This is a genomic window from Arthrobacter sp. T572 (genome assembly GCF_056780115.1).
Genome location: NZ_JBRAZQ010000001.1, coordinates 142,477 through 168,786 on the forward strand (window position 1 = coordinate 142,477; position 26,310 = coordinate 168,786).

The window sequence follows — 26,310 nt, forward strand, 5'->3', positions numbered from 1 at the left end:
GCTCGAGCAGAAACCCTTGCGCGCAAGGTGAATCTGTTGCTTGACGTCGTTGTAGCCGAGGGCGGCAAGCCGTACGAGTTCGCGGACATCCAAGCTGGTGTCCGGCAGCACGGTTACGAGCTGTCAAGAACTAGGTGGTGGAGGATTAGGACCGGAGAGTCTCCGGAAACGGTGCCTGCTGAAGCGCTAGTGGCACTCGCAAAGTTCTTCGAGATTGATCCTGTCTATCTCACTAATGAGACCGGGGAGCTACCAGAACGCATCGAAAAGGAACTACAGCTCCTTAGAAGCATGCGGCGTAACAAGCTGAAAAACATAGCGGCGAGAACCCTAGGTGATATCGACGCCAAGACCTTGGATGCAATTAACGCCCTATTAGACGATGTTGAAGATCTCGAGAAGGACAGTTCAGAAGAAACCTGAACCATGTTCGAAACATGTTTCAAGGCTGCTAGTCTTGGTCCATGGCTATCAGGCTGAACCGATCAGACCCGTCGACGTCAACGACCCTCCACGTAGTCCAGGTATGCTCGCGACAGGCTTCGGATTCTCGATTGCTGCACTTCGTAGGTCACCTCGCGCCCCTGCCGCAAACCCTCGGGAGGATCCGTCACGACGAGGCCCAGCAGCGCAAGGCTTTCCAAGAGACGATTCAGGCTCGGCCGACTGATCTCAACTACGGTCTGCAAGCGGCCAATAGTCGAGGGGCCGAGGATGGTCAGCTGACGCACGACATCTGCCTGCGCCCGACTACCCATGAAGCTAATCGCCATCTCTACGTCGGATGGCAGCTTCGGTCTAATCAGTCGCGGCATGCATCCATATTGCAGGACAGTGCACGCCCCCAGCGACAGCAAATTTACTTAACTCTATTACTAAACAATAGAGTTATCATCGGTCTGCTTTTGGCTTCAGACTCAGAGACGGTCGTCGAGTCCTGATGAGACCCCAACAAGTCATGGCCTTAGCCGCTGTATTTCTAGGCCTCACGAGTTCGCCTCTCACCCTCTTGTTTCTCATTGCGCCTCAGAGTCCGGCGTCGACCGCCTGCCAACCTAGGGCAGGGTCATCTTCTTCGTACACGACTGTCGAGGGTTACTCACGGGAGCAGTTGCAGAACGCAGCCGCCATCATGGGCGCCGGGAAGGCCCGGAATTTGTCGGTGAAGGGCCAGACCATCAGCATCATGGTGGCCCTAGGGGAGTCAGGGCTTCGTGTTTTGGACCGTGGCGACGGCCCCGGACCGGACTCACGTGGCTTGTTCCAACAGCGCGTCAACGGCGCATGGGGCTCCTACAAGGACCGGATGGATCCGAGCATCAGTGCCACGAACTTCATCAAAGCGCTGCAGGCTGTACCGGGCTGGGAGTTACTGGAGCCGAGCATTGCCGGGAACAAGGTCCAGCGCAACGCTGACCCGTACCACTACCAGAAGTACTGGCCCGATGCGGTCAGGATCGTTCAGGCCCTCTCGGACGGCAAGTTTTCTGTTGAAGGCGGCGGCTGCGGGATGCCGGGGGAGTCCGGCGCGGGGGATGACTACCCGTGGAAGAATTCTCCGACCTGGAGGCAGGTCGGTGCAGGATCTGCCGCGGCGTCGCCTTTGGGTATGTTCTACCGCGAATGCGTTGACTTCGCCCTGTGGCGGGTCAACCAGCAGATGGGGTCCACCAGTGCCCCCTTCAAGTTCCTCAACGGGAACTTCCGCCCGGACGGGCAGGGCCTTGGCTCCGCTGTGACGTGGAAGGCCGGCTGGGACGCCAAAGGCTGGCCCTCCGGGAAGACACCCCGCGTCGGTGCTGTGGCCTGGTACGCCCCCGGTGTGGGCGGATCGGACGCGACGTTCGGGCATGTGGCCGTGGTCAAGGAAGTCAGGGATGACGGGACCTATGTCGAGGAGGGCTACAACGGCAACCCGCCCCCGGATGACCACAACTACTACACCCGGATCGTGAAAAGCAGTGTTCCCTCCGCGTTCCTGTACCTGCCCAACCACGAGGAGAAGAAGTGAAAAAGCCCCTGGGCCTCATCGCAGCAGTGGCTCTGCTGTGCGCCGGATGCGCACCGGCGTCGAACACCACACCGGCACCCACGGAGACAAGGGCCACGCCTTCCGCTCCGGTTTCCCTCAGTGCGGACAGTGGTCCGCAAGCACCGGGCGGGACCGTTCCTCCCACTATTGGTATCGCGTGGGATCAGGACAGCAGGGATCAGGCCGTGGACGTCGCGCAGAAGGCCATGGCGGACTTCGCCCGCCCAGCGGTCGGGGACCAGCAGTGGGCCAACGATCTTGCCCGTTGGCTCACCCCCCAGGCCACCGCCGAGTACTCAGCGGTGGACCCGGCCAACATCCCGGCCAGCCGCGTCACCGGCCCGGCGAAGCTGACCGTCGATGAATCCAATGGCTACGGCGTCACGGCCGCCGTTCCGACCAACGCCGGGACCTACACGGTGCAGTTGCTCCGCACAGGCAAGGACGCCCCGTGGAAGGTCAACCGGCTGGCACCACCAGCGTCCTAATCGCCGGCCCCCGTTACTCGCACACGTAAAGGAAGAAGTTCATGAGTAGTCCATCAACTGAGGTCCTGGCCTTTCCCAGCATCAAGGCCACCGTCCGTGACAACGGAACCGCCGAAGTCGTCGTCGCCGGCAACTCCCGCGTCGTCCCCGACGGGGGATCCCTGCAGGACCTTCGCAACAGCGCCCTGGCCGTCGTCGTGGGTGAGGCGAAGACGCTGCAGCGACCGGTCCGGGTCCACATCGAGGATCCCGAAGGACACGGGGAACTGATCGTGCACCCGAACAACAAGATCGAATCCGTCTCCTACGAACCCCGCCCGGCCCGCCGCCGTCCGCAGGCCCCGGCGACCACGTCCAAGACCGCGGCCCCGGCTGTCATTGAAACCGTCCCGGTAGCAGCTCCTGCGCCGACAGCCACTCCCACGCAGCCGGTCCAAGTCGACGGGGCTGCCGTGGCAGTGGACCGCAGTCCGTGGCCGCCTACTCCTGTAGAGGCTGAAGGGACGACGGATACCCAGGGCAGCTCCGGGCATGGCGGTCCACTCAAGCAGCGGATTATTGATGCAGACGAAGCGCAGGCGGCTGTGGCTGGTCTGGAGGCACCTGCAACGCGGCGCAGCTTGAAGGAAACCTCGTTCCTGGTCAGCGCCCCGGTACTGGAACCGGCCACCCAGGGCTGGCGCGGGACACTCACCCGTCTCGGGTTCCGCATGGATCCCTCGGCCGAAGAACTTGCAGAGCGCGAGGACATCCGCACCGTGAGCCAGCACTGGCCCGGCCCCCGGACCATCGCCGTCGTCAACCGCAAAGGCGGTGCCAACAAGACACCCACCGTCGTGATGCTCTCGGCCATCCTCGCCCGCTACAGCGGCGCGGCCACCGTCGCCTGGGACAACAACGAATCCCAAGGCACCCTCGGCTGGCGCACCGAAAAAGGCGCCCATAACCGCAGCGTCCTGGACCTGATCGATTCCTCCACCGAACTTCTCTCACCGTCCACGAACGCAGCCGAAATCGCCAAATTCGTGCACCACCAGACCGCTGACAAGTTCGATGTGCTGCGCTCAGATGAGAACGAAGAAGGCGACCACGAAGTCACCGCCGAGGACGTCGACATCGCCCACCAGGTCCTGACCCGCTACTACCGGCTGGTGGTCATGGACTCCGGCAACACCGCCAGGGCCGCGAACTGGCGCAGGATGATCGAGCACACCAGCCAACTCGTCGTCCCCGTCACCGCCATCGAAGACCGGGCCGAAGCCGCCCGCCTGACCCTGCAGACCCTCGAATCCCGCGGCGGGCACGACGCAGAACTGGCACGCAACGCCGTCGTCATCGTCTCCGAATCCACCGACGCCAAACGCAGCATAACCGGCGACGCCCTCAAACGGGCAAAAGCCGAAGCCCAGCGCATCGCTGACGGTTTCGAACCGTTCGTCCGCGCCGTCGTCCGGATCCCCTACGACCCGGCACTGGTCAACGGCCCCATCCGCTACGACACCCTCCAACCAGCCACCCGACGGGCCTGGCTGGCCGCAGCAGCCGCCGTCGCCCAAGGCTTCTAAACCACCCACCACACAACCACGGACAGAAAGGAGGGGCTATGCAGGTGTCGTTGAACCCTTGGATCAGCAGCCCCACCGAGGACGACGAACCCGCCACAGGCCTCGTACACGTCCCACCGGCTGCCGTGATCAGTGCCCCGCTCAAGGGCATGGTTGAACCCGACACCGCCGACCGGCTGGCCAGCCGCACCATGACCGGCCCCGCAACCCTCTGGGTCGTCGGCACCCACGGGGGAGCAGGGGAGAGCCGGACCGCGGACCTGTTGAAAGGGGCACGGCCTGCCGGGCACTGCTGGCCTGTCCTGCAGGACGGCACCAGGCCGCGGGTGTTGCTGGTCTGCCGGACCGACACGCGCGGGCTCACCACCGCCCAAAACGCGCTGACCCAATGGGCGTCCGGCGCCGCACCTGCCGTGGACCTGCTCGGCCTCGCCGTCCTCGCTGACGCGCCCGGCAGGACACCCAAAGCCCTCCGCGACTTCACCGCCATCGTCGGCGGGGGAGCACCCCGCCTCTGGGCCCTTCCCTGGGTTGAAGCCTGGCGACACCAAGGCCCGACGATGACACCACCGGCACGCGACTACCAACGCTTCATCATCAACATCACCGCCCTGACCACCGAATCCAACCCAAGCACCACTGAACTGAAAGGCCTCTCATCATGAACCTGGTCACCGCTATCACCACCAGTGTCATCCCCGACCCGACCCCCGTCGTTCCGCCCGAAGCCGGCGGTCTGCTCACCGTCCTGAACTGGGCCTCCGGTATCGGCCTCGTCCTGGGGGTGCTCGGCGTGATCCTCGTCGGCATCGGCCTGGTCATCCAGCTCCGCCGCGGCGAAGGCGGTGAATCAATCTCCAAACTTGGCTGGGTCCTGCTGGGCTGCATCATCATCACCGGCTCCTCCGGCATCGTCCGCGCCTTCGTCTAAACCAGCACCAACAACGGGAGGTCCACCCATGAACCAATCACCAGAGACCACCACCGAGACCAATCCCTTCACCACACCCGGCTTCATCATTGCCACCGCACTGGTCGTCGCCTTGATCGCAGCAACCGTCATCATCTTCCTAATACCCAAAGAACAAGGGAACGCCCAACCAGCCCAAACAGGGTCGAACATCCCGGCCACGGCCAAACCCAGCGGTTCAGGTGCGGCGGGCAAGAGCGTCTGTGGGCTGCCTTCCTCGACCGAGACGGCCTTGGGAAAGGCTCCGGCGACGAAGTGGGAACTCGTTGGCACGATGGCGGCCCCGACAGACCCCAAAATCGGTCCGGGCAAGACTGACAGTCAAGGCATAAGGTCGTGCTTCGCTCACTCACCGGAAGGAGCGCTGTACGCAGCGGTCAACCTCTGGGCCCTTGGCAGCGACCCTGCCAAAGAACGGGCCATCGCTGACCAGCTCGCCGCTAAAGGCCCAGGCCGTGACGCCGGCATGAAGGCACCGCAAACGGCTGCACCGGCGAGTACCGTCAAAGTTCAAATTGCCGGATTCAACGTCTCATACACGGCGAATCAGGCCGTTGTTGAGCTGGCCTTCAAAGCAAACACCGGCGCCCTTGCGTCCGTCCGTACAACCCTTCTCTGGCAAGACGGGGACTGGAAAGGTGTCGTCGCCGACAGCGGCGCGCCACTGGAGGAACCGAGGCAAATCCGTGACCTCTCAGGGTTCATCCCCTGGAGTGGTGCATGAGGCCGGGATGGAACCCGGTCGGTGATTGGATCTCGGGCCTTGCAGACGACGCCATGGGCAACATGGCCAAGGCCATCCTTGAGGGCATGAGCCAGATGGTAACAACGTTGTCGACCTTCTGGGTCTCCACACCGACGGTGAACCTGGCCAGCCACAACGGAACGGCAAGCCCCGTTGTATCTGTCGTGAACAGCGAACTGATGCCGTGGACAATGGCCCTTGCTGTCTTGGCAGTCATTCTTGGCGGCACCCGACTGATCTGGGAGCAGCGCGGCGCGCCCCTGAAAGACCTGCTGAGATCCCTCATCACCCTAACCCTGGTCTCCGGGCTGGGACTCGGCGTGATTTCTCTACTGGTGATCGCCGCCGACGCCTTTGCTGCGGAAATCATCAAGCGCTCCACGGACGGCAAAGGCTTCGCCGAGTCGATGAATCTCCTGGTCATGACGAATCAAACCGGCGTCGGCGTATTCATCCTGATCGTCCTTGGGCTGATTGGCCTGATCGCCTCGCTGGTCCAGATCATCTTGATGGTGGTCCGCAGCGCCATGCTGGTGATCCTCGCAGGGATCCTGCCCACCACGGCGGCGTTCACCAATATCGAGATGGGCAGACAGTGGTTCCAGAAAGCAGTGGGTTGGACCATCGCTTTCATCCTCTACAAACCAGCCGCTGCCGTCGTGTACTCGGTCGCGTTCCTGCTAATGGGCAAGGGGGGCGGCGACAGCGCCAATCTGGTTCAGCCCATCACCGGATTCACGTTGATGGTCGTGGCCTTGTTCGCCCTTCCTGCCCTGATGCGGTTTGTCACCCCGATGGTCGGTGCCGTGGCCGCCGGTGGCAGCGCCGGGGCAGGAGCAGCTGTCGGGGCGATCGCCACCGGTGCCGTCTCCCTTGGCCCGGGCGGCAGCGGCAAGGGCAACGCCTCACCCACGCCTTCCTCGTCTGCGACCACCCAGAACACCAACAGCCCGCAGGGCGGCATATCACCGAAGGGCACCGATGGACCCGCAGGACCCCGGAGTAGGGGAAGGCAACCAACCCCGGGAAGCACCGGCCCCGGTGGAGCAGCAGGAAAGACCGCAGCAAACAGTGCCAGTCCGGCAGGAACAACCAGCACGGGAACAGCTGCAGCAGCCAAGACAGGCGCGGCAGCCGGGCCGACCGGCGCGGCGGTAGCTGCCGGAGCGCAGCTCGCGTCGAAGTCGTCCCAGGCGATCGAGAAGACAGTGCAGGATTCAACGGGGGAGGTCCCCAGTGGCAGCAATTAACACTGAGTACAAAGAACCGTCCTATGGCAACTGGCGGGTGCCGCGCTCGGCCGGGTTGGCCAACCTCGGTGCGATCGGCACTGTCATTGTCTTTGTCGGACTCCTGGTGGGCATCGTGAGCTTCGCGGTGTGGGGTTTGCTCGCAGGTCTGGTTGTGCTTGCCGTTGCCGGTGTGATGGCTTTGCTGTTGACGGTTAAGGACAAGCATGGCCAGTCCGCCGTGGACCGGTTCGGTACCCGGATGGCGTTCAGGCTTTCCCGGTCTTCCGGGACGAACCTGTATCGTGCGGGCCCGCTCGGAGTCACTGAGTGGGGCATGTACCAGTTGCCGGGTTTGGCGGCGAAGTCGACCCTGTACGAGTTCACCGACTCCTACAAGCGCCCCTTCGCGTTGCTGCATGTGCCCGCCACGGGCCATTACACGGTGATATTCTCCACCGAGCCTGACGGGGCCTCGCTGGTGGATCCCGAGCAGGTCGATGCGTGGGTGGCGAACTGGGGCGGTTGGCTCGCCTCCCTGGCCGACGAAGCAGGCCTGGACGCCGCAGCCGTCACGGTCGAAACGGCCCCGGATTCGGGGTACCGGCTGCGGAATGAGGTCATGGCCAACATCGACCCGGCAGCACCGGCGTTCGCCCGGGACATGCTGACAGAAGTGGTGGAGACGTATCCGGAAGGATCGGCCACGGTGCGGGCGTGGGTGTCGTTGACGTTCAACGCCGCGATCCGGGCTGGCTCCAGGAAACGGGTCCCGGAGGATGTTGCCCGTGACCTGGCTTCGCGGGTCCCTGGTTTGTCGGCACGGTTGCAGTCCACCGGGGCCGGGATCGCCCGGCCCATGACGGCGCAGGAGTTGTGCGAGGTCGTCCGGGTCGCTTACGATCCTCCGGCTGCGTTGATCATCGACCAGGCCCATGTTGCCGGGTCCCCGGTGTCCCTGACGTGGGGTGAGGTCGGTCCGACCGCGGCTCAGGCCGGCTGGGATGATTACCGGCACGATTCTGCGTTTTCTGTGTCGTGGACGATGACCGGCGCCCCGCGCGGGTCGGTGAACTCCTCGGTGCTGTCCCGTTTGCTGGCACCGCACGGGGACATTGACCGCAAACGCGTCTCGCTGTTGTACCGTCCGATGGACTCGGCCCGTGCCGCCGCGGTGGTCGAACGGGATCAGAACAACGCCAACGTCCGCATCACCGCCGGCACCCGGCCCTCCGCGCGAGCCTTGGTTGATGCCCGGTCGGCGGCGCAGACCGCCCAGGAGGAAGCTCAGGGTGCCGGGTTGGTGAACTTCGGCATGGTTGTCACCGCCACCGTCGTCGATAAAGCACGCCTTGCTGATGCCGTCGCCGCGATCGAGCAGACCTCAGGCACCGCGAGGGTGTTGTTGCGCAGGGCCTACGGATCCCAGGACACCGCCTTCGCCGCGTCCCTGCCGCTTGGTTTGGTGTTGCCGAAGCACAGCATGGTTCCCTCCGAGATCAAGGACGCCCTCTAATGCCCCGTCTCAGGTTGTTGACAGCAAAGACGTCAACAACGGCAAAGACAGTAAAGCCCGCAACAACGCCCGCCTCCAAGGAAGCCAGGAGGCAGGTCCGTGAGGTGGGTCCGGGTGCCCGGGGCTGGCAAGGTCGCGGAGGGGGCATGGCCCGGCTGGTCCCGTCGGTGAGGGAGTACCGGGGGACGACGGTGCAGGTGTGCGGGTTGTGGCCGTTCTCTTCCGGGGCGTCCTCGCCCATGGTCGGTATCCCGCTGGGACGGCACGAGGAAACCCAAGCCACGGTGTGCTGCGACCCGGTCAGCTGGTTCCAACGGGCCCGGCTGATTTCCAACCCTTCGGCCTTCATTCTGGGCAAGCCCGGGCTGGGGAAGTCCACCGTGGTGCGGCGGATGTTCATCGGGCTCTCCGCCCAAGGAGTCCGCCCGCTGATCCTCGGTGACCTCAAAGGCGAACACGTCAAAGCCGTCAGGGCGTTGGGTGGTCAGGTGATCCGGCTCGGCCGCGGCGTCGGGTACCTGAACATCCTCGACCCTGGCCAGGCTGTCGAAGCCGCCCACCTTCTGGAAGAGAACGGCCACCATGAGGACGCGGCCCGGGTCCGGGCCGATGCGCACGGCCGTCGCCTGGCCATGGTCGTTTCCCTGATCACGATCAGCCGCAACAGCCCGCCCACCGACCAGGAACAAACCATCCTCGACCGTGCCCTGCGGATCCTCGACGAACGCTTTGAGGGCGTGCCGGTGTTGAAGGACCTGCTGGAGGTGATCGTCTCCGCCCCCGATGAGCTGCGGCAGGTCGCCCTCGACCGCGGGGACATGAACATCTACCTGCAGGAGACCAGGGCGTTGGAGGCCACCCTGCTCGGGCTGACTGGGGGCGGGAAGCTCGGAGAAATCTTCTCCCGCCACACCTCCGAGCCGATGGTCCGGGACCGTGCCGTGGTCTTCGATGTCTCCTGTATTGATGAGACCGAAACGGACCTGCAGGCCGCGGTGCTGCTGGCGTGCTGGTCCTACGGTTTCGGCACCGTCAACGTCGCCAATGCCCTGGCCGACGCCGGGCTGGAACCGCGGCGCAACTACTTCGTCGTCCTGGACGAGCTCTGGCGGGCGCTCCGGTCGGGGAAGGGCATGGTGGACCGGGTGGACGCCCTGACCCGGTTGAACAGGTCCGTGGGGGTGGGGCAGATCATGATTTCCCACACCATGTCCGACCTGCTGGCCCTGCCGGCAGAAGACGACCGGATGAAAGCCCGCGGCTTCGTCGAACGCTCCGGCATGGTCATCTGCGGCGGCCTGCCAGCCTCGGAGATGCGGCAACTGACCTCCGCCATCCCTATGTCGCGTCAGGAGCAGCAGAAACTGATCGGCTGGCAGGACCCACCGGCGTGGGACTCCCGCGGGGCCGATGTTGAGCCCCCGGGCAGGGGGAAGTTCCTCATCAAGGTCGGCGGCCGCCCGGGGATCCCCGTCCAGGTCTCCCTCACGTCCTTGGAGACGGGCCCGGAAGGCATCAACGACACCAATGCCAAGTGGAGCACCATCCCTGAAACCCCGCTCGAACTGGCGGCCCCGGTCCTGCACAATGAAGGAGCACCAGAATGAGTGCACCCAACCGTAAAGGAATGGGCGTCGGTGATGCGGTGTTGGTGTGGCTGGCCATCGGCGTCATCGTTGTTGTCGGCGGTGGCACGTACGCTGCGGTGCATCTCGGGTCAAGGGTGGCAGGCATCCCCTCCCCGCCGGTACACCCCATTGACCTGGTGGCGGACCTGGTCAAAGGCCGGGTGCCATGGCCTACCGAAGCGACAGTCATCCTCTGCCTCCTGGCCGGGGTCGTGCTCACCCTGGGGATTGTCGTGCTCATGGCGTGGCGGAAGGGCGCTTCCGGGCGGGCGCGGGTCGATAAAGCGGCCCGGTACCTCGGACGCGGCAAAGCCCTCGACGCTTTCTCAGAAAAAGGCGCGGCGGCCAAAGCCGAGCGGCTGGGCATCGCGGACAACCCCGGCATCGTCGTGGGCAAGGTTGTTTCCACGGGGCAGAAGTTCGTCCAGTCCTGGGAAGACCTGTCCCTGGACATCTGGGGGCCCCGGACCGGTAAGTCTACGTCCCGGGTGATGCCGGCGATCCTGGACGCACCCGGCGCGGTGGTGTCGACATCGAACAAGCGCGACGTTGTGGACGGCACGCGCGGGGTCCGGGAAACCGTGGCTCCGGTGTGGGTGTTCGATCCGCAGAAGATCGCCCAGGAGGAACCCACCTGGTGGTGGAACCCGCTGTCCTATGTCACGGACGAGGAGAAGGCGTACAAGCTCACCCAGCACTTCGCGGTCGGCTCCCGTCTCCCCGGGTCCAAACCCGATGCCTACTTTGACCCCAAAGCCGAAGACATCCTCTCCTCCTACTTCCTCGCCGCAGCACTCGGTGGCCTGCCGATCACCAAGGTGTATTTGTGGGTGACAGAGCAGGTCAGCCAGGAACCCATCGAAATCCTCCGCGAGCACGACTACGAACTGCAATACAAGGGCCTGGAGTCCACGCTGAAACTGGCTGACAAGCAACGCGACGGGATCTTCGGCACCGCCGAGAAAATGATCCAATGCCTCAAAAGCCGCAACACCCTCCGCTGGGTCGCCCCCACCCAAGGCGCCACCGTCGCCACGGACGGGCGCCGGCAGTTCAACCCGCACGCCTTCGCAGCCTCACGGGAGAGCATCTACATCCTCTCCAAGGAAGGCGCCGGCTCCGCCGCCCCACTGACCACGGCACTGACCGTGGCCATCGCCGAAGCCATGGAAGAACGGGCCGAACGCTCCGGCGGCCGGCTCCCCAAGCCAGCCTTGTTCGCCCTGGATGAGCTGGCCAACGTTGTTCGCTGGGCCGGGCTGCCGGACCAGTTCAGCCACTACGGCTCCAAGGGCCTGATCGTCATGGGCATCCTGCAGTCCTGGTCCCAAGGCGTCGAACTGTGGGGCGAGGCGAACATGCGGAAAATCTGGTCCGCGGCAAACGTGAAAGTCTACGGCGGCGGTGTCGCCGAAGAAGGCTTCCTCCGCGCCCTCTCGGACCTGATCGGGGACTACAGCTACATCAACGTCTCCGTCTCCTCCGGCAAAACCGGGTCCAGCCGCTCCCGGCAGGAATCAAAGGAGCGTATTTTCGACGTCTCCAACCTCGCCGAACTCGACCGCGGCCGCGCCGTCGTCCTTGCCTCCGGCGCACCCGCCACCCTCGTCCGCACCATGCCCTGGTACACCGGCCCCCACAAGGACGCCGTGGAAGCCTCCATCACCACATACAGCCCACAACCAGAGCACAACGAAGAACCCGCACCCGTGGCAACGGCGGCGGCGGCGAATCCGTGGGTGTCGGGGTAGGGGAGCGGGGCATGACGATCGAGATCGGACGCTTCAACGAGTCACCCGGGCCGGAAATAGAAGACACTGCGGCTGAGGGTGGTGAGCAGCCGACGCCTCCGCAGCTGGTGTACGGCTCCGCTGAAGAATTCCTGCACGAACAATTGCTGCCCTTGTACGTCCGCGACGTCGACGGCCGGTCCGCGAAGTGGTGCACCGAATGGTACTTCCACCCTGAAGCCGTCTGCCGTGTAGAGGCGCTATGGCGAGCCTGGGAACACCTCCGCCTCGACGGAGCCACCGGCATGAGCGTCTGGTTCAGAGACCACGCCGACCACCACATGCACGTCCTCCTCGACCCCCACGGCCCCTTCTACAAATGCGACATGCAAAAACACCGCGACCCCGAACACCTCGAACCCCGCAAAGCACCACACGGCTGGTTCCCCGACGCCAGAACCATCCAGCCATAACCAAGCTCTGCCGCTGGAAGTGACAGGAACCCAATTGTGCAACAGCTTGTTCTCGGTACCGGTTTCTGTCGGAGCCTTGGGATTGTGCGCCCGGGACGTGCGCAAGTGGTCTAACAAACGATGAACCTATACGGATTGGCGGTAGGTTCAGTCGGTTGAGGCTTGCTCGGGGTTGTCTCGATGCTCAGTCGTATTTCCGAAGTCGAGCATTTCCAGCAAGTCGCGGAGGGATTCCAAGAGATCCCAGTAGTGTGCCGCGTAAAAGAGTTCGGTCATCTCCGCGGGGCGGGTTGAATCCAGCGCCTCAAGGACCTGGGCTGCATCTTTTATTCTGATGAGGTCTTCGTCGGAGAGGATGAAGTGGTTCTTAGGTTTGGTCATGGCGCGCTCCGTTGAGTTGTTTGAAAAGGTCGCTGTTGACTCGCCTGACGGCCTCAAGTTGTTCGTCGCGTTCAGTGAGCGTGTCTTCGAGTTCTCGTATCCTTTGCTGGAGCGCGGTCATCTCCGATTCGTCGATCGTGTTGCCGGTCAGAGTGCCGATTCCAAGGTTCGCTTCGGCTTGGTAACCGAGGATGGTGGATAGTTTGCGTTCGAGTTTGCGGATCTGTTCGCGGAGTCGCCGGTTGGCTGCCGTGCTGTTGGCGAGGTCTGCTTTAAGGGAGAGCGTTGTCGTGATGGCTTCATGAGCGTTTCTCTGCTCATTCCCGGTGGTGGTGCGTGCTGTGGCCCGCCGGTAGAACGTCAGGGGTCCGCCTCCAAATACTGTTTGGCAGAGGTCGCAGTCCTGCTTCTCGTGGCGATAGAGAAATGTTTCCGAGACTCCAGCTGCCCGTGCGATGCCCGCGGCCGAGGTCTGTTCAGCACGTGCCAGGGATCGTTCAATGGTTGTCCGGACGCTTTGGTGTTTGGTGGAGCTTGTCGCGCGGCGAGTGGCGCGCATTGCCGCCGTTCTCGTGTTCATCGGACTGTAACTCCTGCAACCCCGCCCGCCCTAAGGGCGTTGGCTTCTGGCCCGGTAGGTGCAAAGTCTGGGTCGCTGACGCGAACGGTCTTGGAGAGCATTAATGGCACTGCCTTGCTCATGGAACCACGGCTCCGTCGCAGTTGGGAGATGTAGCCATCGATTTCCTCCCGTTCGTCAGGGGTCAAGGTCGCCAGGGATTCTTCGCATCGTCGGATGAGATGGCGGACTCGCTCGATTTCCTCTGGCCGCGGCGTCGCAGCTTCGACTGCCCATGGCTCAAGAATCCCGGTTTCGGTGTTGATCCGTTCGCGGCTGACGAGGAGTTGCGTGAGGTATTCGCGGAGGTCCGGGAGGTATGAGGGGTCCGTTCTGAAGTGGGAGCAGCCCAGACATCGCATTCGGTAAGGGCAGCTGTGTCCGCCGGACTGGACGTTGCTGGGCTCGACGCACTGGCCAAAGGGAACAGCAGTGGCGCCGATGATGGCCCGGTTGGATTCCTCGCGGCTTCCTGCCGCGGTGCCGGCCTCGACTAGCCCGCCGAGGTTGTCCACACGCATCCGGGCCAGGCGGGAGACCGCTTCGTGGCGCCGTGCACTGGTGATCCGGTAGTAGATCTGCGTCGTTCTTGGACTCGCATGGCCCATGAGGTCTTGAAGCACCTCGAGCGGCGTTCCTGCGTCGGCGTGGTTTTGGGCCCAGGTATGGCGGAACGCATAAAGATAGATGCGATTCTTTGGGAAAGCGCGCGAGCGACCTGGCTGCGCGGACTGGTCCGGCTTTGCCCGGCCGTCCTGATCAATTCCCGGCGCCGCCAGCTCCGGCAACCGGTCAAGCCATTTCCTTAGGCATACTCCGAGCTGGTTCGAGTTGATCGGAATCCGCCCGTCGGGATTGTTATGAATCGAAGGAAAGAGCGGGAGCTGTTCCTGCTGGGTGTGCGGAAATGCCTGCAGCACCCACGTTTGCTGCTCGGATATGGCCGATGCCGTCAGAGCATCGATCGGCAGACGATACCCAATAATCCCGACCTTGGGCATGTTGTGAACGAGTACGGCATGTTCGCTGTGTTCCCCTGTGCTGTCGCGGTGCATGTTGTAGTCCAAGCAGTTGGAGGCCCTTAGTCGCAGCAGTTCGCCGGGACGCCGACCAGTCCCAAGGCCGATCTTGACGTAGTTGACCGCGGTAGGCCCGCCGACGGAGATCAGCTGTTTCAGCGAAGTGTCCGAAAGCAATTGACGCACGACCGTGTGTGGAAGAGCATGGCTCGCGCGGTCTGGGGAGTCCGGCCGCGCTCTCGGCGTATCGGATCTTCTGAGGGCGAACTCAGACGGCAATGACACCGGTAGCCCGTGAACCTGACGAATGGATCCGGAGTGGACTTCATCGAGCACCATGGAGACCAACCGGATAATTCGCGCTGCGCCTTTGTCGGAGATCTTGCCCGCTTTCTGGAGCCGTCCGACGCCGATAATGAATCCGCTCATGTCGGCGCGTTTCAACCGGAGGCAATCATCCCCCCGATCCGGCCGGCCCCGCAGGGACGATGACAGCAGGGCCAGTCCCATGACGACATCGTCCATATAGCTGCCGCTGAGTTGTCTGAGCGCACCTCTGAAGACCCATTCTCGGGCGATGGCTCCTAGCCATGGTTGGCTGATGTGCGTGGCGCCCAATCCGTTCATGTCACGGCGGTCGGCGAATCTGGCCCACGTCGGGACCTGGTAACCGAGGGGCCGCAGGTCCCACCTGTCGTGATCCCACTGGCGAAGGAACGACGCGGCGAAACCGTCGTCAATCTCTTGACCGTCCGCTCGGACTAGGTGAAGCGTCATCGTTGGCTCTCTGCCAGATTGGCGGCCACACGTTCCACGGCTGCGCGTTTAGCCTCGTTAGACACATGGATGTAGGGTTCCGCTGACCGCATAGTGCTCCAGCCGAGCAGGACCTGCAGTTCATCACGGCTTGTTCCCTGGGCAAGATGAGCCGAGGCCGTGAAATGCCGGAGCATGTGGGGATGAATGTGCCTTATTCCGGCTCGCGCGGATGCTCGCTCAAAGAGTTTGTTTGCGTTGCGGGCAGTCATCGCCCTGCCACGGGTGTCGCCGACGAGGGCCACCACGAGCATGTCGTTACAGTCGGCTTCGCGGCACGCCTCACGCTCAGCCGCGAAGTCGTCATAGAGGGGAAGCAGTCCGGCCGGGACCGGCACGGAGAAGTCGAATCGGCTCTTGGACCAAGCACCGTTCGGATTGGACCGCCGCACCACGTGAAGGTGCTCTCCAGGAATCCGGCAAAGGACGTTGGTGACGGGGTCGGCTAAGCCCAAGAATGAGGCATCCGGAACCAAATGCACGTCTTGACGTCTCAATCCCAAGAACTGACCTATGCGCAAACCCGTAACGGCAAGCGCAAGGACCATGAACCTGTCCCTGGCCGTCGACATCTGCCGCATGAGCGAGACTACTTCGCCGGCCGCTGCGGCATCAGGAGATTCCGTCCGCTGCGGCTCGCGACGCCGGTGTCGTACTCTCGGGCTGACCCAGCGCCGGGCTTCCGGGTCGACTGCTTCAAACAGATGACCCAGCACAGCCGTGGGAAGTCTTTGTTCGGCTACCGCCCATCGAAAAAACTCCCTCACGGCAACAAGGATGCGGTTGATTCTTGACGCAGCACGAGGCTGCTGCCCGCATCGCTCGACGGGTGTCGTGGCAAGGAACGCTACGAAAATATGGATATCCGCGGCTGCTTCCACGGCGGTCCGCCGGGTCCGTTCAGCCCAGCTCAGAAATAGGGAAATCGAACTCGCGTACTGGGCACTTGTGGACTCGGAATGTGCGCCTGAAAAAAACCGTGATTCCAGCCATAGGCTCGCCAGCTCGTGCTGCTCATAGTCGTCATCGATGACGCAGTAATAGCAACCCATGCCTGGTGTCCTGACGGCCTGACGGCGGAACGGCATAAACCCAAGCTAGGTGACGAATGCCACAGGTTCCGGGAACGGCTGCCGCATGTCGTTTATCGGTGGAAAAAGCCAGTACTTGCCAGTGATTCTGCGGTACCGAGAACAACCTGTTGGACAATTGCCCTGGGGCCACATCACAGTGCTGTTGGACAAACTCGACAACCGGCGCGACAGGGACTGGTACGCCGCTGCCGCCGTTGAATACGGGTGGTCCCGCAACGTGCTGCTGAACATGATCATGAACCGGACCCTCGAAAGGACCGGCGCGGCACCATCGAACTTTGTCCAACGGCTTGTTGGACCAGATTCCGAGCTGGCCCAACAGGTCGCCAAAGACCCCTACAACTTTGAATTCCTTGGCCTGTCCGGAGAGGTCGCCGAACGGGACCTGGAACTGGCTCTGACCAGCCGGATCACCGAAACTCTGCGGGAGTTGGGGCCCGGGTTTTCCTTCGTCGGCCGACAGGTCCACTTCGACGTCGACGGCGACGACTACTACGTCGACATGCTGTTCTTCCACATGGACCAGAACCGGTACGTCGTCATCGAGCTAAAGACCGGAAAGTTTCAGCCCGAGTATGCCGGCAAACTGAACTTTTATGTCGCTCTTGTCGATGACATGCTCCGCCGGGAGCACCACAACGAAACCATCGGTATCCTGATCTGCGGCACCAAGAATGACCGCAGCGTACGGTACAGCCTGGGCCGCTCCACCTCTCCGATGGCGGTCGCCGCTTACACCTACGACAAACTCCCCCCAGCAGAACAGCAGGCACTGCCCACTGAAGGAGACCTGGTTGCAGCCCTTGAATGGGCTGAAACCGACAACGAGCACAACGGCGAATAGCTGCCCGGAGCCAATTGTCCAAAGTTCTTTGGACCAAGCCCGGGCAGCGTCCACCCGAATTTGTTCAGACAGTGTCTGGTTAACGAGGGCGGCCGCAACCTCGCTCCCGGCTTAGCCTGGATATCGCGCTTGCTCCATCTCTTGAGATCCCCTTCGCGTCGCCGTACTCTGCAGCGCAAGGTGATCGGGATACAACTCAAGGCGTGGAGGCAGGTTCATGAATCTTCTGAGTCAGATCTTCGCCGGGGCCACGGCCTTGACGCTGATCAGCGTGGGTCTACTTGAGATCTTCTTCCACGCAGACCAGCGCTTCCACCGAATCTTCCTCATCAAACCCTCGGATGTGCGGGCCGTTCGCATGTGGGCTATGAACGTGGGCGCCTACAACATCGTGTTTGGGGTTGGTCTGGCTATCGGCCTCTGGATGTTAAACACTGGAAGCGCTGCCGGTGGTGTTGCTCTTGTGCTTTTCTGTTGCGCAAGCCATGTGTTCCTAGGCTTTTGGCTCTGGGTGACAGAAAAGCGTCTTTGGACCAGCGCGATCGGCCAAGCACTGGTCCCTGGGCTGGCAATCGTCTTTTACCTGCTGCTTCACTGAACGTGAGCTGTTGCGGGAGGAGCGCGCCACACGTTACCGCTTCGGGACCGGGCAACCGACCTGTTCACCCGTGTGCAAACCATCGGTGGGTGGCGGCGGTACCGGTGTCAGAGGTGGCTGGGGCCCCTCCAGCTAACAACGCCGGCCAAGCTGCGTCCCTTCATTTCGAGTGCTGAAGTCCTGCAGCGCTCTACACCAGCATCGGTGAAAATGTAGCAGCGGGACACGGCCTGCAACACGAATAACGGCGGCAGCCAAACGACCATGGCGCCTAAACGACCCTGGCGACTCTAATGGCTGCGACGATAAACCAAACCAACTATTGCCGGTTCCATCATCGCTGTCCGCTGACACAGCTACTTCGGTGCTCATCTCACGAATAGCCGTAAAATTAAGTCAGAGGTGCATGGCGATGTCTGTGGCAGCCGTTGTTGTGTTGTTTTTGCTGGGTCTGGCGTCCCTGACTGCCGCGATCGGCGCCGTGGTCATGGTTATCCGCGACGGCCATGGACGGATTCCGCTGGAGCCCTCCGACCATCCGTGGACCGCCTGGCATCTCCCAAGCCGCCCGTACTCAACACTCCGCCGTATCTAACGCCGATAAGCGCACGTTCGTCAGCCTGGGGGAGCGGCCCCCGTTTGTCTTGATGGGATCTTGAGGAGCAACTGGCATGGTAGTGGGGTCTCGCATGGGCGCGTTGGAAGGCCTGTTCTGCAGTGTGCGAGCCTTCCGGGTTCCCTGGATCTCCCGCTGGCCTTTAGTCCTCCGAATTGGGTGACAGCACCCTTCTTGGTGGCGTTGTGCTCGGATACGATGCTCGGTGCAACATCATGCAGCTTCTGGTTGCGGTTCTGCGATGCCAATGGAGTAGGCGAAGCCTGCGACGGGTTGCAGTTGCGTTCGGCCATGATGACCCCGGTCGAGGAATCGATGACGGTCCGGCCTTCCATGGCGGTCATAAGGTCTTCGGCCAGCAGGTCGGCTGTCGTGATGCGTAGGACGAGCCTTAGCGCCCGACCGGAGGCATCTTTGCCGTTCTTCCGACGAAGTTAGTCACCTGAAAATGATCCGTGCTGCCCGCTTCATACAAGAAGGGCCGATGGAACCAGCATCCGCCCAGGGCGGTTCCCAAATTGGGCACACTGATGGACGCCAATGCGGAAATCAAGGGCTTCACCCTAGTGCGGGGCTGTGCGAGACGCGGTTCCTGCCGAGTGATTTTGCCGTGTACATGGCATGGTCGGCTGCGGCGATGACGTCAGCGACCTGTGAGGCTCCGACCCGGTAAGGGGCGATGCCGTAGCTCGCTGTCGGGAGAGGAAACCCGGCCGGTGGTGTTGCAGCGAGGTTCTTGCTGATTTCGGCGGCGATGGTTTCGGCCTGTCCGGGGGTGGTGCCGGGGAGTAGGAGGACGAATTCCTCTCCGCCGTAGCGTCCCACCAGGTCCGTGGGGCGGACTGTGGTGTTGCACGCCTGCGCGAAGGCTTGAAGGGCCGTGTCCCCGGCGGCATGGCCGTAAGTGTCGTTGATGTTCTTGAAATGGTCTAGGTCGACCAGGATCAGCACCCCGGTTCCCGGAGTGACGGAGGGGTCCGCAAAGTGCTCTTTGGCCAGGTCGAGAAAGGCTTTACGGTTCAGCAGCCCGGTCAGGTCATCGCGGGTGGCCACCACGCGCAGGGCGCGGGTTTGCTGCTCGCTGCTGAGCGCGGACATGCTGAAGGACACGACCACCAGCAGGACCATGGTGACCAGCGTAGTGATGGCAGAGCCGAAGACTGTGACGAAAGCAAAGCCGTCTTGGCCTACTGCGAGGAACGCGATCCAACGGAAAAGATAGAACGTGGCCAGTGCCGCGGAGGCTATGACCATTGGTACCCGGACCCGTGAATAGCCAGGCTCCAGGCGCCATAGTTCAAAGGAGGCCAACCCGATGCCGGCACTCATTGCCGCCAGGAACACCGGCCCGCCGGCCCAAGGGTTGGTCGCCGGATCATCCAACAAGGAGCTGATCAGGGTCAAGGCAGGAAGGGCTGCTGCAGCCCAAACGGGAAGATGCAATGTCCGCAGCGACCGGGCGCCCGCCCAGACAGCCACCGCCCCACCAACGAGCAACGTATTGCCTAATGGGTTGGCCCAGCCCTGATGGTTGCTTCCGGCCAGCAGGTAGAGCAACGCGCCAGACAGGAACCCCAGCAATGCCACACACCACCAACCGCTGTACGCAGACCGCGTAGGACGGTAAGCGGAAAAGTAGAACAGGACCGCCAGAACCAACGTCATCACTCCGAAGACAACCCGGAGGCTCGTGGTATCGAGGACCATACTGCGCTACCCCTTCTGCTCGCAGACCTGAACGATTAGTATCGCACCGGACGCGTGGCTCTGCCGGTCATCAGCACGATCTACCACCATCGACCCCGGACAGAAATCCTTCAGCCACCGCGGGAACGAAATAGGTACCCATGTGTGATGTGAGCACTGGCCGTCGCCTCGATCGAACGCCGATAAGCACCCATACGTGGTGTTTGCCTATTGACCCGGCATTAAGACAGAGCAGCATTTGTCAGGAAGGCGCGGCATGCCGGAGGTATTGATACACCGTTTCCCGGCTGATCCCATAGTCCTTCGCGAGGGTAGATTTAGGTGTTCCGCTAGCTGCCCTTCTTGCCAATTCGTTTGCTTGTTCCAGTGTTAGCGCCCTTCTCCGACCGCGGTAGGCGCCGCGTTGTTTGGCCAGAGCGATGCCTTCCTTTTGGCGTTCTCTGATGAGTGAGCGTTCGAACTCCGCGAAAGCGCCCATGACGGAGAGCATCAGGTTGGCCATGGGGGAGTCTTCACCGGAGAAGAGTAAGCGCTCCTTAACGAACTCCACCTGTACGCCCTTGCCGGTGAGAGCTTTGACGAGAGCACGAAGGTCATCGAGATTCCGAGCCAGCCGATCCATGCTGTGCACCACGACAGTGTCTCCCCCGCGGGCAAAACGCAACGTCTCGGTCAGTGCCGGGCGATTGGTGTCCCTGCCCGAAGCCTTATCCGTGAAGGTTCTGTCGAGGGCTTGCCCATCGAGCTGGCGTTGCCCGTTTTGGTCCAAGCTGCTGACCCTCTCACATACCCGATCCGCTGACCACCCATGGCACACCCCCAAATAAGTGTCAGGTTTGAATCTAGGAGCCGTGCAACACGCCGTCAAGAAGGTCGAAAAATGATCCTATTCTGACGCATCTTCGCCATCAGGCTGACGTCAGGTTGAGGTGTGCCCGAATTGCACGGACCTTTCCAGGACTAAGTAAGGCAGAAGGGCCTGCCACGCTGAACCTCGAGTTGGCTCGGCTATAAGCCGTCGTATAGGGAGGACCCGGGAAGGAGCTGGACCATCGCCGCAGTGCCAACACTGGTTTGAAGTCATCTCTCGCGTTCCTACCGAGACCTTCGCAGATCCGCGATGGTTGGTCGTCAGCTCCTGCTCAGGACAGTCAATTGCACGGCGGTCGTGGAAGCTCACGTGGCAGGCTCCAGCCGCTTTATGAAGTAGACCCGGCGAAATCCATCTTCAATGTCTCGGTGTGTCTCTTGATAGCCACGGCGCCGGTAAAAGGTCAGGTTTTCGAGCATCGCCTCGTTCGTGTAGAGGCGGAGTTCATCACGCCCTGCGCGACGGGCGAGCTGCTCGGCTTCGATGAGCAACGCTGATCCCAAACCCAGGCCCTGAACGTCGGGGGATACGGCGAGGTTATGAATATGAAGTGCCGCGTCCTCTACACGGGTGATAAGCATGCCGACCAACTGGTCATCGCTCCAGGCAAGGAGGGCGTCCCCGGAGGCTGCAATCGCAGCATAATCGAATGTCATCGGAGCGGGTTCCTTCCCAATCCGCTCAACGTAGATTGCGGACGCCCTGCGGGCGAGGACACGCATGAATGAGCTGTCAGAGGCACTTGCAGCCGCCAGTTTTATCCCTGATTTTCGGAGCATGTTGGAAGTGGGCATAGCCAGTGCTGGGCCCCGGCCTTGCCTTTTCTTTCTGTGACGGTGCGACCGCACCAGGCTGACCAGACGGCTTAGCCGTTAACTCGCCTGGACGGCGGCGTCTACTCCCCCATTGGAGTGTGCAGTGGCGGGGAGATAGGCAGCAACATGATGGGTCAGGGCATGCTCGGCCAGCTCAGGATCGCCAGCTTCGAGGGCGTCAACAATTGGTCGATGTGATTCGGCTGCGTCATCTAATGGGATGTCGCTGGAGGCCATTGCCAAGATCGTCATGACCTCGATTCCCAGGGCGTTCCAGGCGCGCAGCAGAGAGGCGTTTTCGGCCGCCCGTACGACGGATCGGTGGAACGTGGTACTGGCTGCAGCGAAAACCCTGCGGTCACCCCCTTCCGCTGCTTCCTTCATAGCCTCGAAGCTTCCACGAACCTCCTCAGCGTGATTGTGATAGTTATTGGCGGCTAAGCGGCCGGCTATGCCTTCAAGGGCAGAACGGATGGGCACCGCCTCAACCAAATCCTTTTCGGCTAGTTGTCGTACACGGGTGCCGACGTGGATACGGGATTCGAGCAGGCCAAGGGCGGCGAGTTCACGAAACGCCTCACGCACCGGCGTCTGACTTGTCCCGAGCTGTGCCGCTATTTCCATCTCACGAACGGGGGCGCCCAAAGGTAGCCTTCCCTGTGCAATTTCCATGACGATGAAGTCTCGCACTTGGCTGGCGACGGTCGTTCTCGTCAGCCGCTTAGAGGTAGCGTCCATGGTTCCTCGGCCTTTCTTGGTGCGCCCGGAAGGCAAGCACGAGCTTTCTGGTCTCGCCGGGCTTTGCACTCACCCTACGCGGGGCAAGGAAAAAAAGAAAGTTTTAGGCATTATCGATAATGCTTGACTTGTGGGTGATCGCGGTCATACAGTTGCTGCTCGAACAGGCCGCCGAGACGGTGCGGTTTCCGCTTCGGCGGGCGTCACAACGAAGTGAGATGAGGCTTTCGTGTTAGCACTTGAAGTACGGGGAGTGAGCAAATCATTCTTCGGATTCCCGGTACTGACCGGCGTAGACCTTGAGATAAGGCCGGGAGAGGTGCACGGGCTCGTAGGAGAGAACGGCGCCGGGAAATCTACATTGATGAAGATTCTTGCGGGAGTCTACACAAGGGACGAGGGCAAGGTTGTTCTAGGTGGCAAGGATGTTATGTTCAGCCATCCTGTGCAAGCTCAGCTGGCAGGCATTTCCACGGTATTCCAGGAATTCAACCTGTTGCCGGACCGGTCCGTAGCCGAAAATATCTATCTCGGCCGCGAACCGCGTGTGCGAGGTTTCATCTCGCAACGAAAGATGAACGCAGCGACTGCAGAGCTTTTTTCATCCCTTGGAGTTGACTCCATTAACCCGGCAGCGCATGTGCGGACACTATCTGTGGCGCAGCAACAGCTCGTGGAAATCGCCAAGGCCCTCAGCTTTGACGCCCGGGTCATCTCCATGGACGAGCCAACCGCTGCGCTTGCGGATCACGAAGTGGAGCTCCTGTACAGCATCATTGAAAACCTCAAGAAGCGCGGCGTTGCCGTTCTCTACGTATCCCACAGATTGCGGGAAATTTTTAAGCTTTGTGACCGCATCACGGTTCTCAAGGATGGCGCCCTTGTAGCCACGAAGCCGGCAGAAGAACTCAACGAGCAGGAACTGGTCCGGCTTATGGTCGGGCGCCCCCTGTCCTCATTCTTCCCGCCCAAGACCGAAGGAACAGTAGTTGGAGACACAGCGCTCTCCCTTCAAAACGCCGGGAACCATGTAGTAAACAACGTGACGCTGCAACTCCGTCGCGGGGAAATCCTGGGAATAGCCGGACTGCAAGGGTCAGGCCGCACAGAAGTTTTGGATGCTATCTCCGGATCGGCACCATTCACCCGCGGCGAGATACACGTCAAAGGGGCACCCACGACCATCAAAACAACCCGCCAAGCAATTCGAGCCGGGATTGCTCACGTCACGGAGGACAGGAAAGCTACGGGACTGCTCCTGAATCAATCAGTCATCGATAACGCTCTGACAGTAATCCGAGCCTGCTATCCCAAACGCACTTCAACTGCCCGTCAGGCTGCAACCGACCTGTTTCTGGAGCTGCAACTCTCAGCACGGGGACCGGATCAGGAGATCAGGTACCTTTCCGGCGGCAATCAACAAAAAGTGATTCTCACCAAGTGGCTGCTTATGGAACCACAAATCGTCCTTCTCGATGAGCCAACCAGAGGGATTGATGTTGGTGCGAAGTTTGCCCTGTACGTCCTAATGCGACGTTTGGCTGCCGCCGGACACGCCATCCTCATGGTTTCCAGCGAATTGCCTGAACTCATCGGGATGGCCGACAGAGTTCTCGTTATGCGTGACGGGGAACTGGTCTCCGAGCTTCCTGCCGGGTCCAGCGAAGAAAGCATTTTGCAGGCAGCGGCCGGCATAACCGACGCGGCGGTGGCAGCATGAACGCTCACAGATACAAGTCCACTTTGAACAACACCCTCCGGTCCAATACAGGTTCGGTATATCTGGTCTGGATCCTCGTCCTCTGCTGCGGTGCGGTTCTCACAGGGCTCTCCGGCCGCAGCTTTTTTACCGAAGGGAACATCACCGACCTTCTGACCAGCACCACCGTCCTTGGCCTGGTTGTCGTCGGACAGACCCTCGTCATTCTCCTTGGAAGCCTTGATCTGTCCGTTCCATTCGTGCTCAGCCTTTCCAGCGTCCTGGCCGCAGGAGTCATGGCAGGACGATCAGAAAACTTTACCGCCGGTATCGTCACAGCGATTTTGGTATCCCTCGCCATTGGACTCATCAACGGCCTGCTCGTCGGTCTGGTCAAGATCAATGGCTTTATCGCCACGCTCGGTACAGGTCTCGTGGTTTCGGGATACCTCTTCACCAACTACCGCGGAAGCACTGGCAAAGCATCCCCTGAGCTTGCCGCCATCGGGTCAGCCTCCTGGGGAGTGGTGCCATGGACGACAGTTGCCATGGTCCTATGCCTGGTGGCCACAGCCCTGTTTCTGAACAGGACCCGGACAGGGCTCCACATTTACGCCGTGGGCGGGGATCCCGCCGTCACAAGGATGTCAGGAATCAGGGAATCGTTACCCGCAATCGTGGCTCACTCCCTTTCCGGACTCTTCGCGGGCCTCGCCGGACTGGTCATCGTCGCGCGTCTGGGCGTCGGCAGCCCCGAGGTCGGCACCCAGGGTGGTTATGACCTGCTCTCCATTGCGGCCGTCGTGGTGGGCGGAGCAGTCCTAGCCGGCGGAAAAGGATCGATTTGGGGCTCGCTCGGCGGCATCCTCATCTTCGCGACCATCGACAGCCTGCTGGGAATCATGGAAGTCAACCCCTACCTGAAGGAAGTAGTCAGGGGCCTCATCATCATCATCGCTGTCGCTGTCTATGCGAAAAGAAACCAGCTCAAACGATCCGCGCGCTTCGACTCACTGCGGACGACATCAACCAGTTCAATGAAGGAGGGAAGCATCCGATGACCACAATCAGGTATTCCGCCCAAAGGCAGCCCCTGTTTTCACGAACCCTGCGTTCCTTCGCCACACCTGGTGGAGCGATTTACTTGCTCCTCCTCGCCCTCCTTATCATCCTGACCTTCTACAATCCATCCCTCGCAGAACCGGACCAGATGACCCGGTTCATTGGGAGGTCAGTACCAATCGCGGTCGTGGCAATTGGCCAGTACTTCGTCATCGTCGCAGGGGAATTCGACCTGTCAATGGGCGCCGTCATCTCGGCTCAGGTCGTTCTTGCCGGAAATCTGATTGGCCAGGAGCCATCCCGCATCCCGCAGGTTATGGTACTCATGATGGTGCTGGGAACCGTCGTAGGCATCGTCAACGGCGTACTGACCTCTCTGCTCAAGGTACCCAGTTTCATCACAACGCTCGGAACGGCACTGGTCCTGTCCGGACTGACTTTCTACTTCACCGGGGGCGCTCCCAGCGGAAACCCGGCCGATGCATTCCGCGCCATTGGCCGCGGCGGACTGCAAAATGTCCCCCTTATAGGATTCGTGCCCTACTCCGTTCTGATTCTGCTCTTCGTAGCTATAGGCGCGGCCTGGCTCATGAAAAAACCGTTCGGACGAATGCTGATTGCAGTTGGTGACAATCCTGCGACAACAGCCCTTGCTGGCGCCAGCCCCTGGTGGATCCGTACTAAAGCCTTCATCCTTTCATCTACGGCAGCCACCGTGGCAGCAGTTCTCATGGTCGGCTACGCCGGTGTCAGTCCGGTTGTCGGACAGGGCTATGAGTTCACGGCCATCACGGCCGTCGTCCTCGGCGGCGTCGCCCTGGGAGGTGGACGCGGCGCAGTCCTGTCCGCGGTAGCAGGGGCATATGTCCTGGAAACCCTTGTCAGCATCCTCAACTTTGCCGGCGTCCAATCGACGTGGCGCCCTTCAGTTCAAGGCGCAATTATCATCCTCGCTCTCGGCATCCCACTGCTGCGCATGAAGCGCCCAGCATGGCTGACGAGAAGGCCGATAAACCGCAACACCCCGGATGACCAGTAACAAATAACAACAACCC

The 26,310-nt window shown here is 61.7% G+C and carries 26 protein-coding genes and 2 pseudogenes; 18 read left to right on the plus strand and 10 right to left on the minus strand.

Annotated elements, in window-relative coordinates; translation table 11 throughout:
- The first annotated feature begins 36 nt into the window (after positions 1-36).
- The gene (locus tag ACUYMZ_RS00680; protein ID WP_481601746.1) at positions 37-423 is read left to right on the plus strand and encodes a hypothetical protein; all 387 of its coding nucleotides are present in this window, start codon (positions 37-39) and stop codon (positions 421-423) included.
- Between the two features lie 77 nt (positions 424-500).
- On the opposite strand, the gene ACUYMZ_RS00685 is transcribed toward ACUYMZ_RS00680, so the two are convergent.
- Positions 501-815, minus strand: a complete 315-nt coding sequence (locus tag ACUYMZ_RS00685) for a hypothetical protein (protein WP_481601747.1) — start codon at positions 813-815, stop codon at positions 501-503.
- Positions 816-1,111: 296 nt separating this feature from the next.
- Here ACUYMZ_RS00685 and ACUYMZ_RS00690 point away from each other — a divergent pair, with 296 nt between their 5' ends.
- From ACUYMZ_RS00690 to ACUYMZ_RS00740, 11 genes are read left to right on the plus strand one after another with little or no spacing between them, the layout of a single operon-like run.
- A complete protein-coding gene (locus ACUYMZ_RS00690) occupies positions 1,112-2,011 on the plus strand; it encodes a CHAP domain-containing protein (protein ID WP_481601748.1) in 900 nt (299 codons plus the stop codon).
- Positions 2,008-2,520: a hypothetical protein gene (locus ACUYMZ_RS00695; RefSeq protein WP_481601749.1), complete on the plus strand. Its 513-nt coding sequence runs from the start codon at positions 2,008-2,010 to the stop codon at positions 2,518-2,520. The genes ACUYMZ_RS00690 and ACUYMZ_RS00695 overlap by 4 nt, the downstream gene beginning before the upstream one ends.
- Positions 2,521-2,561: 41 nt before the next feature.
- The gene (locus ACUYMZ_RS00700) at positions 2,562-4,085 is read left to right on the plus strand and encodes a MinD/ParA family ATP-binding protein (protein ID WP_481601750.1); all 1,524 of its coding nucleotides are present in this window, start codon (positions 2,562-2,564) and stop codon (positions 4,083-4,085) included.
- Between the two features lie 38 nt (positions 4,086-4,123).
- The gene (locus ACUYMZ_RS00705) at positions 4,124-4,750 is read left to right on the plus strand and encodes a DUF6668 family protein (protein WP_481601751.1); all 627 of its coding nucleotides are present in this window, start codon (positions 4,124-4,126) and stop codon (positions 4,748-4,750) included.
- Entirely contained in the window at positions 4,747-5,016 is a 270-nt protein-coding gene (locus ACUYMZ_RS00710) for a hypothetical protein (protein WP_481601752.1), read from the plus strand. Before ACUYMZ_RS00705 ends, ACUYMZ_RS00710 begins: the two co-directional genes overlap by 4 nt.
- 28 nt (positions 5,017-5,044) lie before the next feature.
- A complete protein-coding gene (locus ACUYMZ_RS00715) occupies positions 5,045-5,779 on the plus strand; it encodes a DUF8175 domain-containg protein (RefSeq protein WP_481601753.1) in 735 nt (244 codons plus the stop codon).
- The gene (locus ACUYMZ_RS00720) at positions 5,776-7,050 is read left to right on the plus strand and encodes a TrbL/VirB6 family protein (protein ID WP_481601754.1); all 1,275 of its coding nucleotides are present in this window, start codon (positions 5,776-5,778) and stop codon (positions 7,048-7,050) included. The genes ACUYMZ_RS00715 and ACUYMZ_RS00720 overlap by 4 nt, the downstream gene beginning before the upstream one ends.
- Positions 7,037-8,545, plus strand: a complete 1,509-nt coding sequence (locus tag ACUYMZ_RS00725; protein ID WP_481601755.1) for an SCO6880 family protein — start codon at positions 7,037-7,039, stop codon at positions 8,543-8,545. Before ACUYMZ_RS00720 ends, ACUYMZ_RS00725 begins: the two co-directional genes overlap by 14 nt.
- Positions 8,545-10,152 carry an ATP/GTP-binding protein gene (locus ACUYMZ_RS00730; protein WP_481601756.1) on the plus strand — a complete coding sequence of 536 codons (1,608 nt, stop codon included), beginning with the start codon at positions 8,545-8,547 and terminating at the stop codon, positions 10,150-10,152. The genes ACUYMZ_RS00725 and ACUYMZ_RS00730 overlap by 1 nt, the downstream gene beginning before the upstream one ends.
- A complete protein-coding gene (locus ACUYMZ_RS00735; RefSeq protein ID WP_481601757.1) occupies positions 10,149-11,924 on the plus strand; it encodes a type IV secretory system conjugative DNA transfer family protein in 1,776 nt (591 codons plus the stop codon). The genes ACUYMZ_RS00730 and ACUYMZ_RS00735 overlap by 4 nt, the downstream gene beginning before the upstream one ends.
- Positions 11,925-11,935: 11 nt before the next feature.
- Positions 11,936-12,376 carry a DUF4913 domain-containing protein gene (locus tag ACUYMZ_RS00740; RefSeq protein ID WP_481601758.1) on the plus strand — a complete coding sequence of 147 codons (441 nt, stop codon included), beginning with the start codon at positions 11,936-11,938 and terminating at the stop codon, positions 12,374-12,376.
- A 147-nt stretch (positions 12,377-12,523) separates the two neighbouring features.
- On the opposite strand, the gene ACUYMZ_RS00745 is transcribed toward ACUYMZ_RS00740, so the two are convergent.
- From ACUYMZ_RS00745 to ACUYMZ_RS00760, 4 genes are all read right to left on the minus strand, one after another.
- A complete protein-coding gene (locus ACUYMZ_RS00745; RefSeq protein WP_478221953.1) occupies positions 12,524-12,757 on the minus strand; it encodes a hypothetical protein in 234 nt (77 codons plus the stop codon).
- On the minus strand, positions 12,744-13,337 hold the full coding sequence (locus ACUYMZ_RS00750) for a hypothetical protein (protein WP_481601759.1): 594 nt from the start codon (positions 13,335-13,337) through the stop codon (positions 12,744-12,746). Before ACUYMZ_RS00750 ends, ACUYMZ_RS00745 begins: the two co-directional genes overlap by 14 nt.
- Complete coding sequence (locus ACUYMZ_RS00755) at positions 13,334-14,920, minus strand: tyrosine-type recombinase/integrase (RefSeq protein WP_481601760.1); 1,587 nt, start codon at positions 14,918-14,920, stop codon at positions 13,334-13,336. Before ACUYMZ_RS00755 ends, ACUYMZ_RS00750 begins: the two co-directional genes overlap by 4 nt.
- 248 nt (positions 14,921-15,168) lie before the next feature.
- Complete coding sequence (locus tag ACUYMZ_RS00760) at positions 15,169-16,299, minus strand: tyrosine-type recombinase/integrase (RefSeq protein WP_481601761.1); 1,131 nt, start codon at positions 16,297-16,299, stop codon at positions 15,169-15,171.
- A 103-nt stretch (positions 16,300-16,402) separates the two neighbouring features.
- Here ACUYMZ_RS00760 and ACUYMZ_RS00765 point away from each other — a divergent pair.
- From ACUYMZ_RS00765 to ACUYMZ_RS00775, 3 genes and pseudogenes are all read left to right on the plus strand, one after another.
- Positions 16,403-17,149 (plus strand): annotated as a pseudogene (locus tag ACUYMZ_RS00765) (PDDEXK nuclease domain-containing protein); the annotation flags it as partial.
- Positions 17,150-17,366: 217 nt separating this feature from the next.
- Positions 17,367-17,747: a DUF1304 family protein gene (locus tag ACUYMZ_RS00770; RefSeq protein WP_481601762.1), complete on the plus strand. Its 381-nt coding sequence runs from the start codon at positions 17,367-17,369 to the stop codon at positions 17,745-17,747.
- Positions 17,748-18,159: 412 nt separating this feature from the next.
- Positions 18,160-18,342 carry a hypothetical protein gene (locus ACUYMZ_RS00775; RefSeq protein WP_481601763.1) on the plus strand — a complete coding sequence of 61 codons (183 nt, stop codon included), beginning with the start codon at positions 18,160-18,162 and terminating at the stop codon, positions 18,340-18,342.
- Positions 18,343-18,362: 20 nt separating this feature from the next.
- Here the strand turns inward: ACUYMZ_RS00775 and ACUYMZ_RS00780 are convergent, their stop codons facing one another.
- From ACUYMZ_RS00780 to ACUYMZ_RS00800, 5 genes and pseudogenes are all read right to left on the minus strand, one after another.
- Entirely contained in the window at positions 18,363-18,707 is a 345-nt protein-coding gene (locus ACUYMZ_RS00780) for an ANTAR domain-containing protein (protein WP_481601764.1), read from the minus strand.
- A 214-nt stretch (positions 18,708-18,921) separates the two neighbouring features.
- Positions 18,922-20,070, minus strand: a complete 1,149-nt coding sequence (locus tag ACUYMZ_RS00785; RefSeq protein ID WP_481601765.1) for a GGDEF domain-containing protein — start codon at positions 20,068-20,070, stop codon at positions 18,922-18,924.
- A 241-nt stretch (positions 20,071-20,311) separates the two neighbouring features.
- Positions 20,312-20,880: pseudogene (locus ACUYMZ_RS00790) on the minus strand (recombinase family protein).
- 366 nt (positions 20,881-21,246) lie between these two features.
- Positions 21,247-21,735 (minus strand): GNAT family N-acetyltransferase, encoded by a 489-nt coding sequence (locus tag ACUYMZ_RS00795; protein ID WP_481601766.1) that lies wholly within the window; start codon positions 21,733-21,735, stop codon positions 21,247-21,249.
- A 78-nt stretch (positions 21,736-21,813) separates the two neighbouring features.
- Positions 21,814-22,494, minus strand: coding sequence for a GntR family transcriptional regulator (locus ACUYMZ_RS00800; protein ID WP_481601767.1), 681 nt, complete (start codon positions 22,492-22,494; stop codon positions 21,814-21,816).
- A gap of 253 nt (positions 22,495-22,747) precedes the next feature.
- Here ACUYMZ_RS00800 and ACUYMZ_RS00805 point away from each other — a divergent pair, with 253 nt between their 5' ends.
- Genes ACUYMZ_RS00805 through ACUYMZ_RS00815 form a run of 3 tightly spaced genes read left to right on the plus strand, consistent with a single transcriptional unit; the run spans position 22,748 to position 26,294 of the window.
- Positions 22,748-24,214 (plus strand): sugar ABC transporter ATP-binding protein, encoded by a 1,467-nt coding sequence (locus ACUYMZ_RS00805; protein ID WP_481601768.1) that lies wholly within the window; start codon positions 22,748-22,750, stop codon positions 24,212-24,214.
- Entirely contained in the window at positions 24,211-25,254 is a 1,044-nt protein-coding gene (locus ACUYMZ_RS00810; protein WP_481601769.1) for an ABC transporter permease, read from the plus strand. Before ACUYMZ_RS00805 ends, ACUYMZ_RS00810 begins: the two co-directional genes overlap by 4 nt.
- A complete protein-coding gene (locus tag ACUYMZ_RS00815) occupies positions 25,251-26,294 on the plus strand; it encodes an ABC transporter permease (protein ID WP_481601770.1) in 1,044 nt (347 codons plus the stop codon). Before ACUYMZ_RS00810 ends, ACUYMZ_RS00815 begins: the two co-directional genes overlap by 4 nt.
- Positions 26,295-26,310: the final 16 nt, after the last annotated feature.

Excerpts from the sequence above, each read along its gene's own strand:
- ACUYMZ_RS00740 (WP_481601758.1), top strand. The coding sequence starts at position 11,936 with ATGACGATCGAGATCGGACGCTTCAACGAGTCACCCGGGCCGGAAATA.
- ACUYMZ_RS00815 (WP_481601770.1), top strand. The coding sequence starts at position 25,251 with ATGACCACAATCAGGTATTCCGCCCAAAGGCAGCCCCTGTTTTCACGA.
- ACUYMZ_RS00770 (WP_481601762.1), top strand. The coding sequence starts at position 17,367 with ATGAATCTTCTGAGTCAGATCTTCGCCGGGGCCACGGCCTTGACGCTG.
- ACUYMZ_RS00750 (WP_481601759.1), bottom strand. The coding sequence starts at position 13,337 with ATGAACACGAGAACGGCGGCAATGCGCGCCACTCGCCGCGCGACAAGC.
- ACUYMZ_RS00780 (WP_481601764.1), bottom strand. The coding sequence starts at position 18,707 with ATGACCGCCATGGAAGGCCGGACCGTCATCGATTCCTCGACCGGGGTC.
- ACUYMZ_RS00705 (WP_481601751.1), top strand. The coding sequence starts at position 4,124 with ATGCAGGTGTCGTTGAACCCTTGGATCAGCAGCCCCACCGAGGACGAC.
- ACUYMZ_RS00755 (WP_481601760.1), bottom strand. The coding sequence starts at position 14,920 with ATGGACGATGTCGTCATGGGACTGGCCCTGCTGTCATCGTCCCTGCGG.
- ACUYMZ_RS00735 (WP_481601757.1), top strand. The coding sequence starts at position 10,149 with ATGAGTGCACCCAACCGTAAAGGAATGGGCGTCGGTGATGCGGTGTTG.
- ACUYMZ_RS00700 (WP_481601750.1), top strand. The coding sequence starts at position 2,562 with ATGAGTAGTCCATCAACTGAGGTCCTGGCCTTTCCCAGCATCAAGGCC.
- ACUYMZ_RS00715 (WP_481601753.1), top strand. The coding sequence starts at position 5,045 with ATGAACCAATCACCAGAGACCACCACCGAGACCAATCCCTTCACCACA.
- ACUYMZ_RS00810 (WP_481601769.1), top strand. The coding sequence starts at position 24,211 with ATGAACGCTCACAGATACAAGTCCACTTTGAACAACACCCTCCGGTCC.
- ACUYMZ_RS00795 (WP_481601766.1), bottom strand. The coding sequence starts at position 21,735 with ATGCCCACTTCCAACATGCTCCGAAAATCAGGGATAAAACTGGCGGCT.
- ACUYMZ_RS00775 (WP_481601763.1), top strand. The coding sequence starts at position 18,160 with ATGTCTGTGGCAGCCGTTGTTGTGTTGTTTTTGCTGGGTCTGGCGTCC.
- ACUYMZ_RS00800 (WP_481601767.1), bottom strand. The coding sequence starts at position 22,494 with ATGGACGCTACCTCTAAGCGGCTGACGAGAACGACCGTCGCCAGCCAA.
- ACUYMZ_RS00745 (WP_478221953.1), bottom strand. The coding sequence starts at position 12,757 with ATGACCAAACCTAAGAACCACTTCATCCTCTCCGACGAAGACCTCATC.
- ACUYMZ_RS00730 (WP_481601756.1), top strand. The coding sequence starts at position 8,545 with ATGCCCCGTCTCAGGTTGTTGACAGCAAAGACGTCAACAACGGCAAAG.
- ACUYMZ_RS00710 (WP_481601752.1), top strand. The coding sequence starts at position 4,747 with ATGAACCTGGTCACCGCTATCACCACCAGTGTCATCCCCGACCCGACC.
- ACUYMZ_RS00685 (WP_481601747.1), bottom strand. The coding sequence starts at position 815 with ATGCCGCGACTGATTAGACCGAAGCTGCCATCCGACGTAGAGATGGCG.
- ACUYMZ_RS00760 (WP_481601761.1), bottom strand. The coding sequence starts at position 16,299 with ATGCCGTTCCGCCGTCAGGCCGTCAGGACACCAGGCATGGGTTGCTAT.
- ACUYMZ_RS00720 (WP_481601754.1), top strand. The coding sequence starts at position 5,776 with ATGAGGCCGGGATGGAACCCGGTCGGTGATTGGATCTCGGGCCTTGCA.
- ACUYMZ_RS00785 (WP_481601765.1), bottom strand. The coding sequence starts at position 20,070 with ATGGTCCTCGATACCACGAGCCTCCGGGTTGTCTTCGGAGTGATGACG.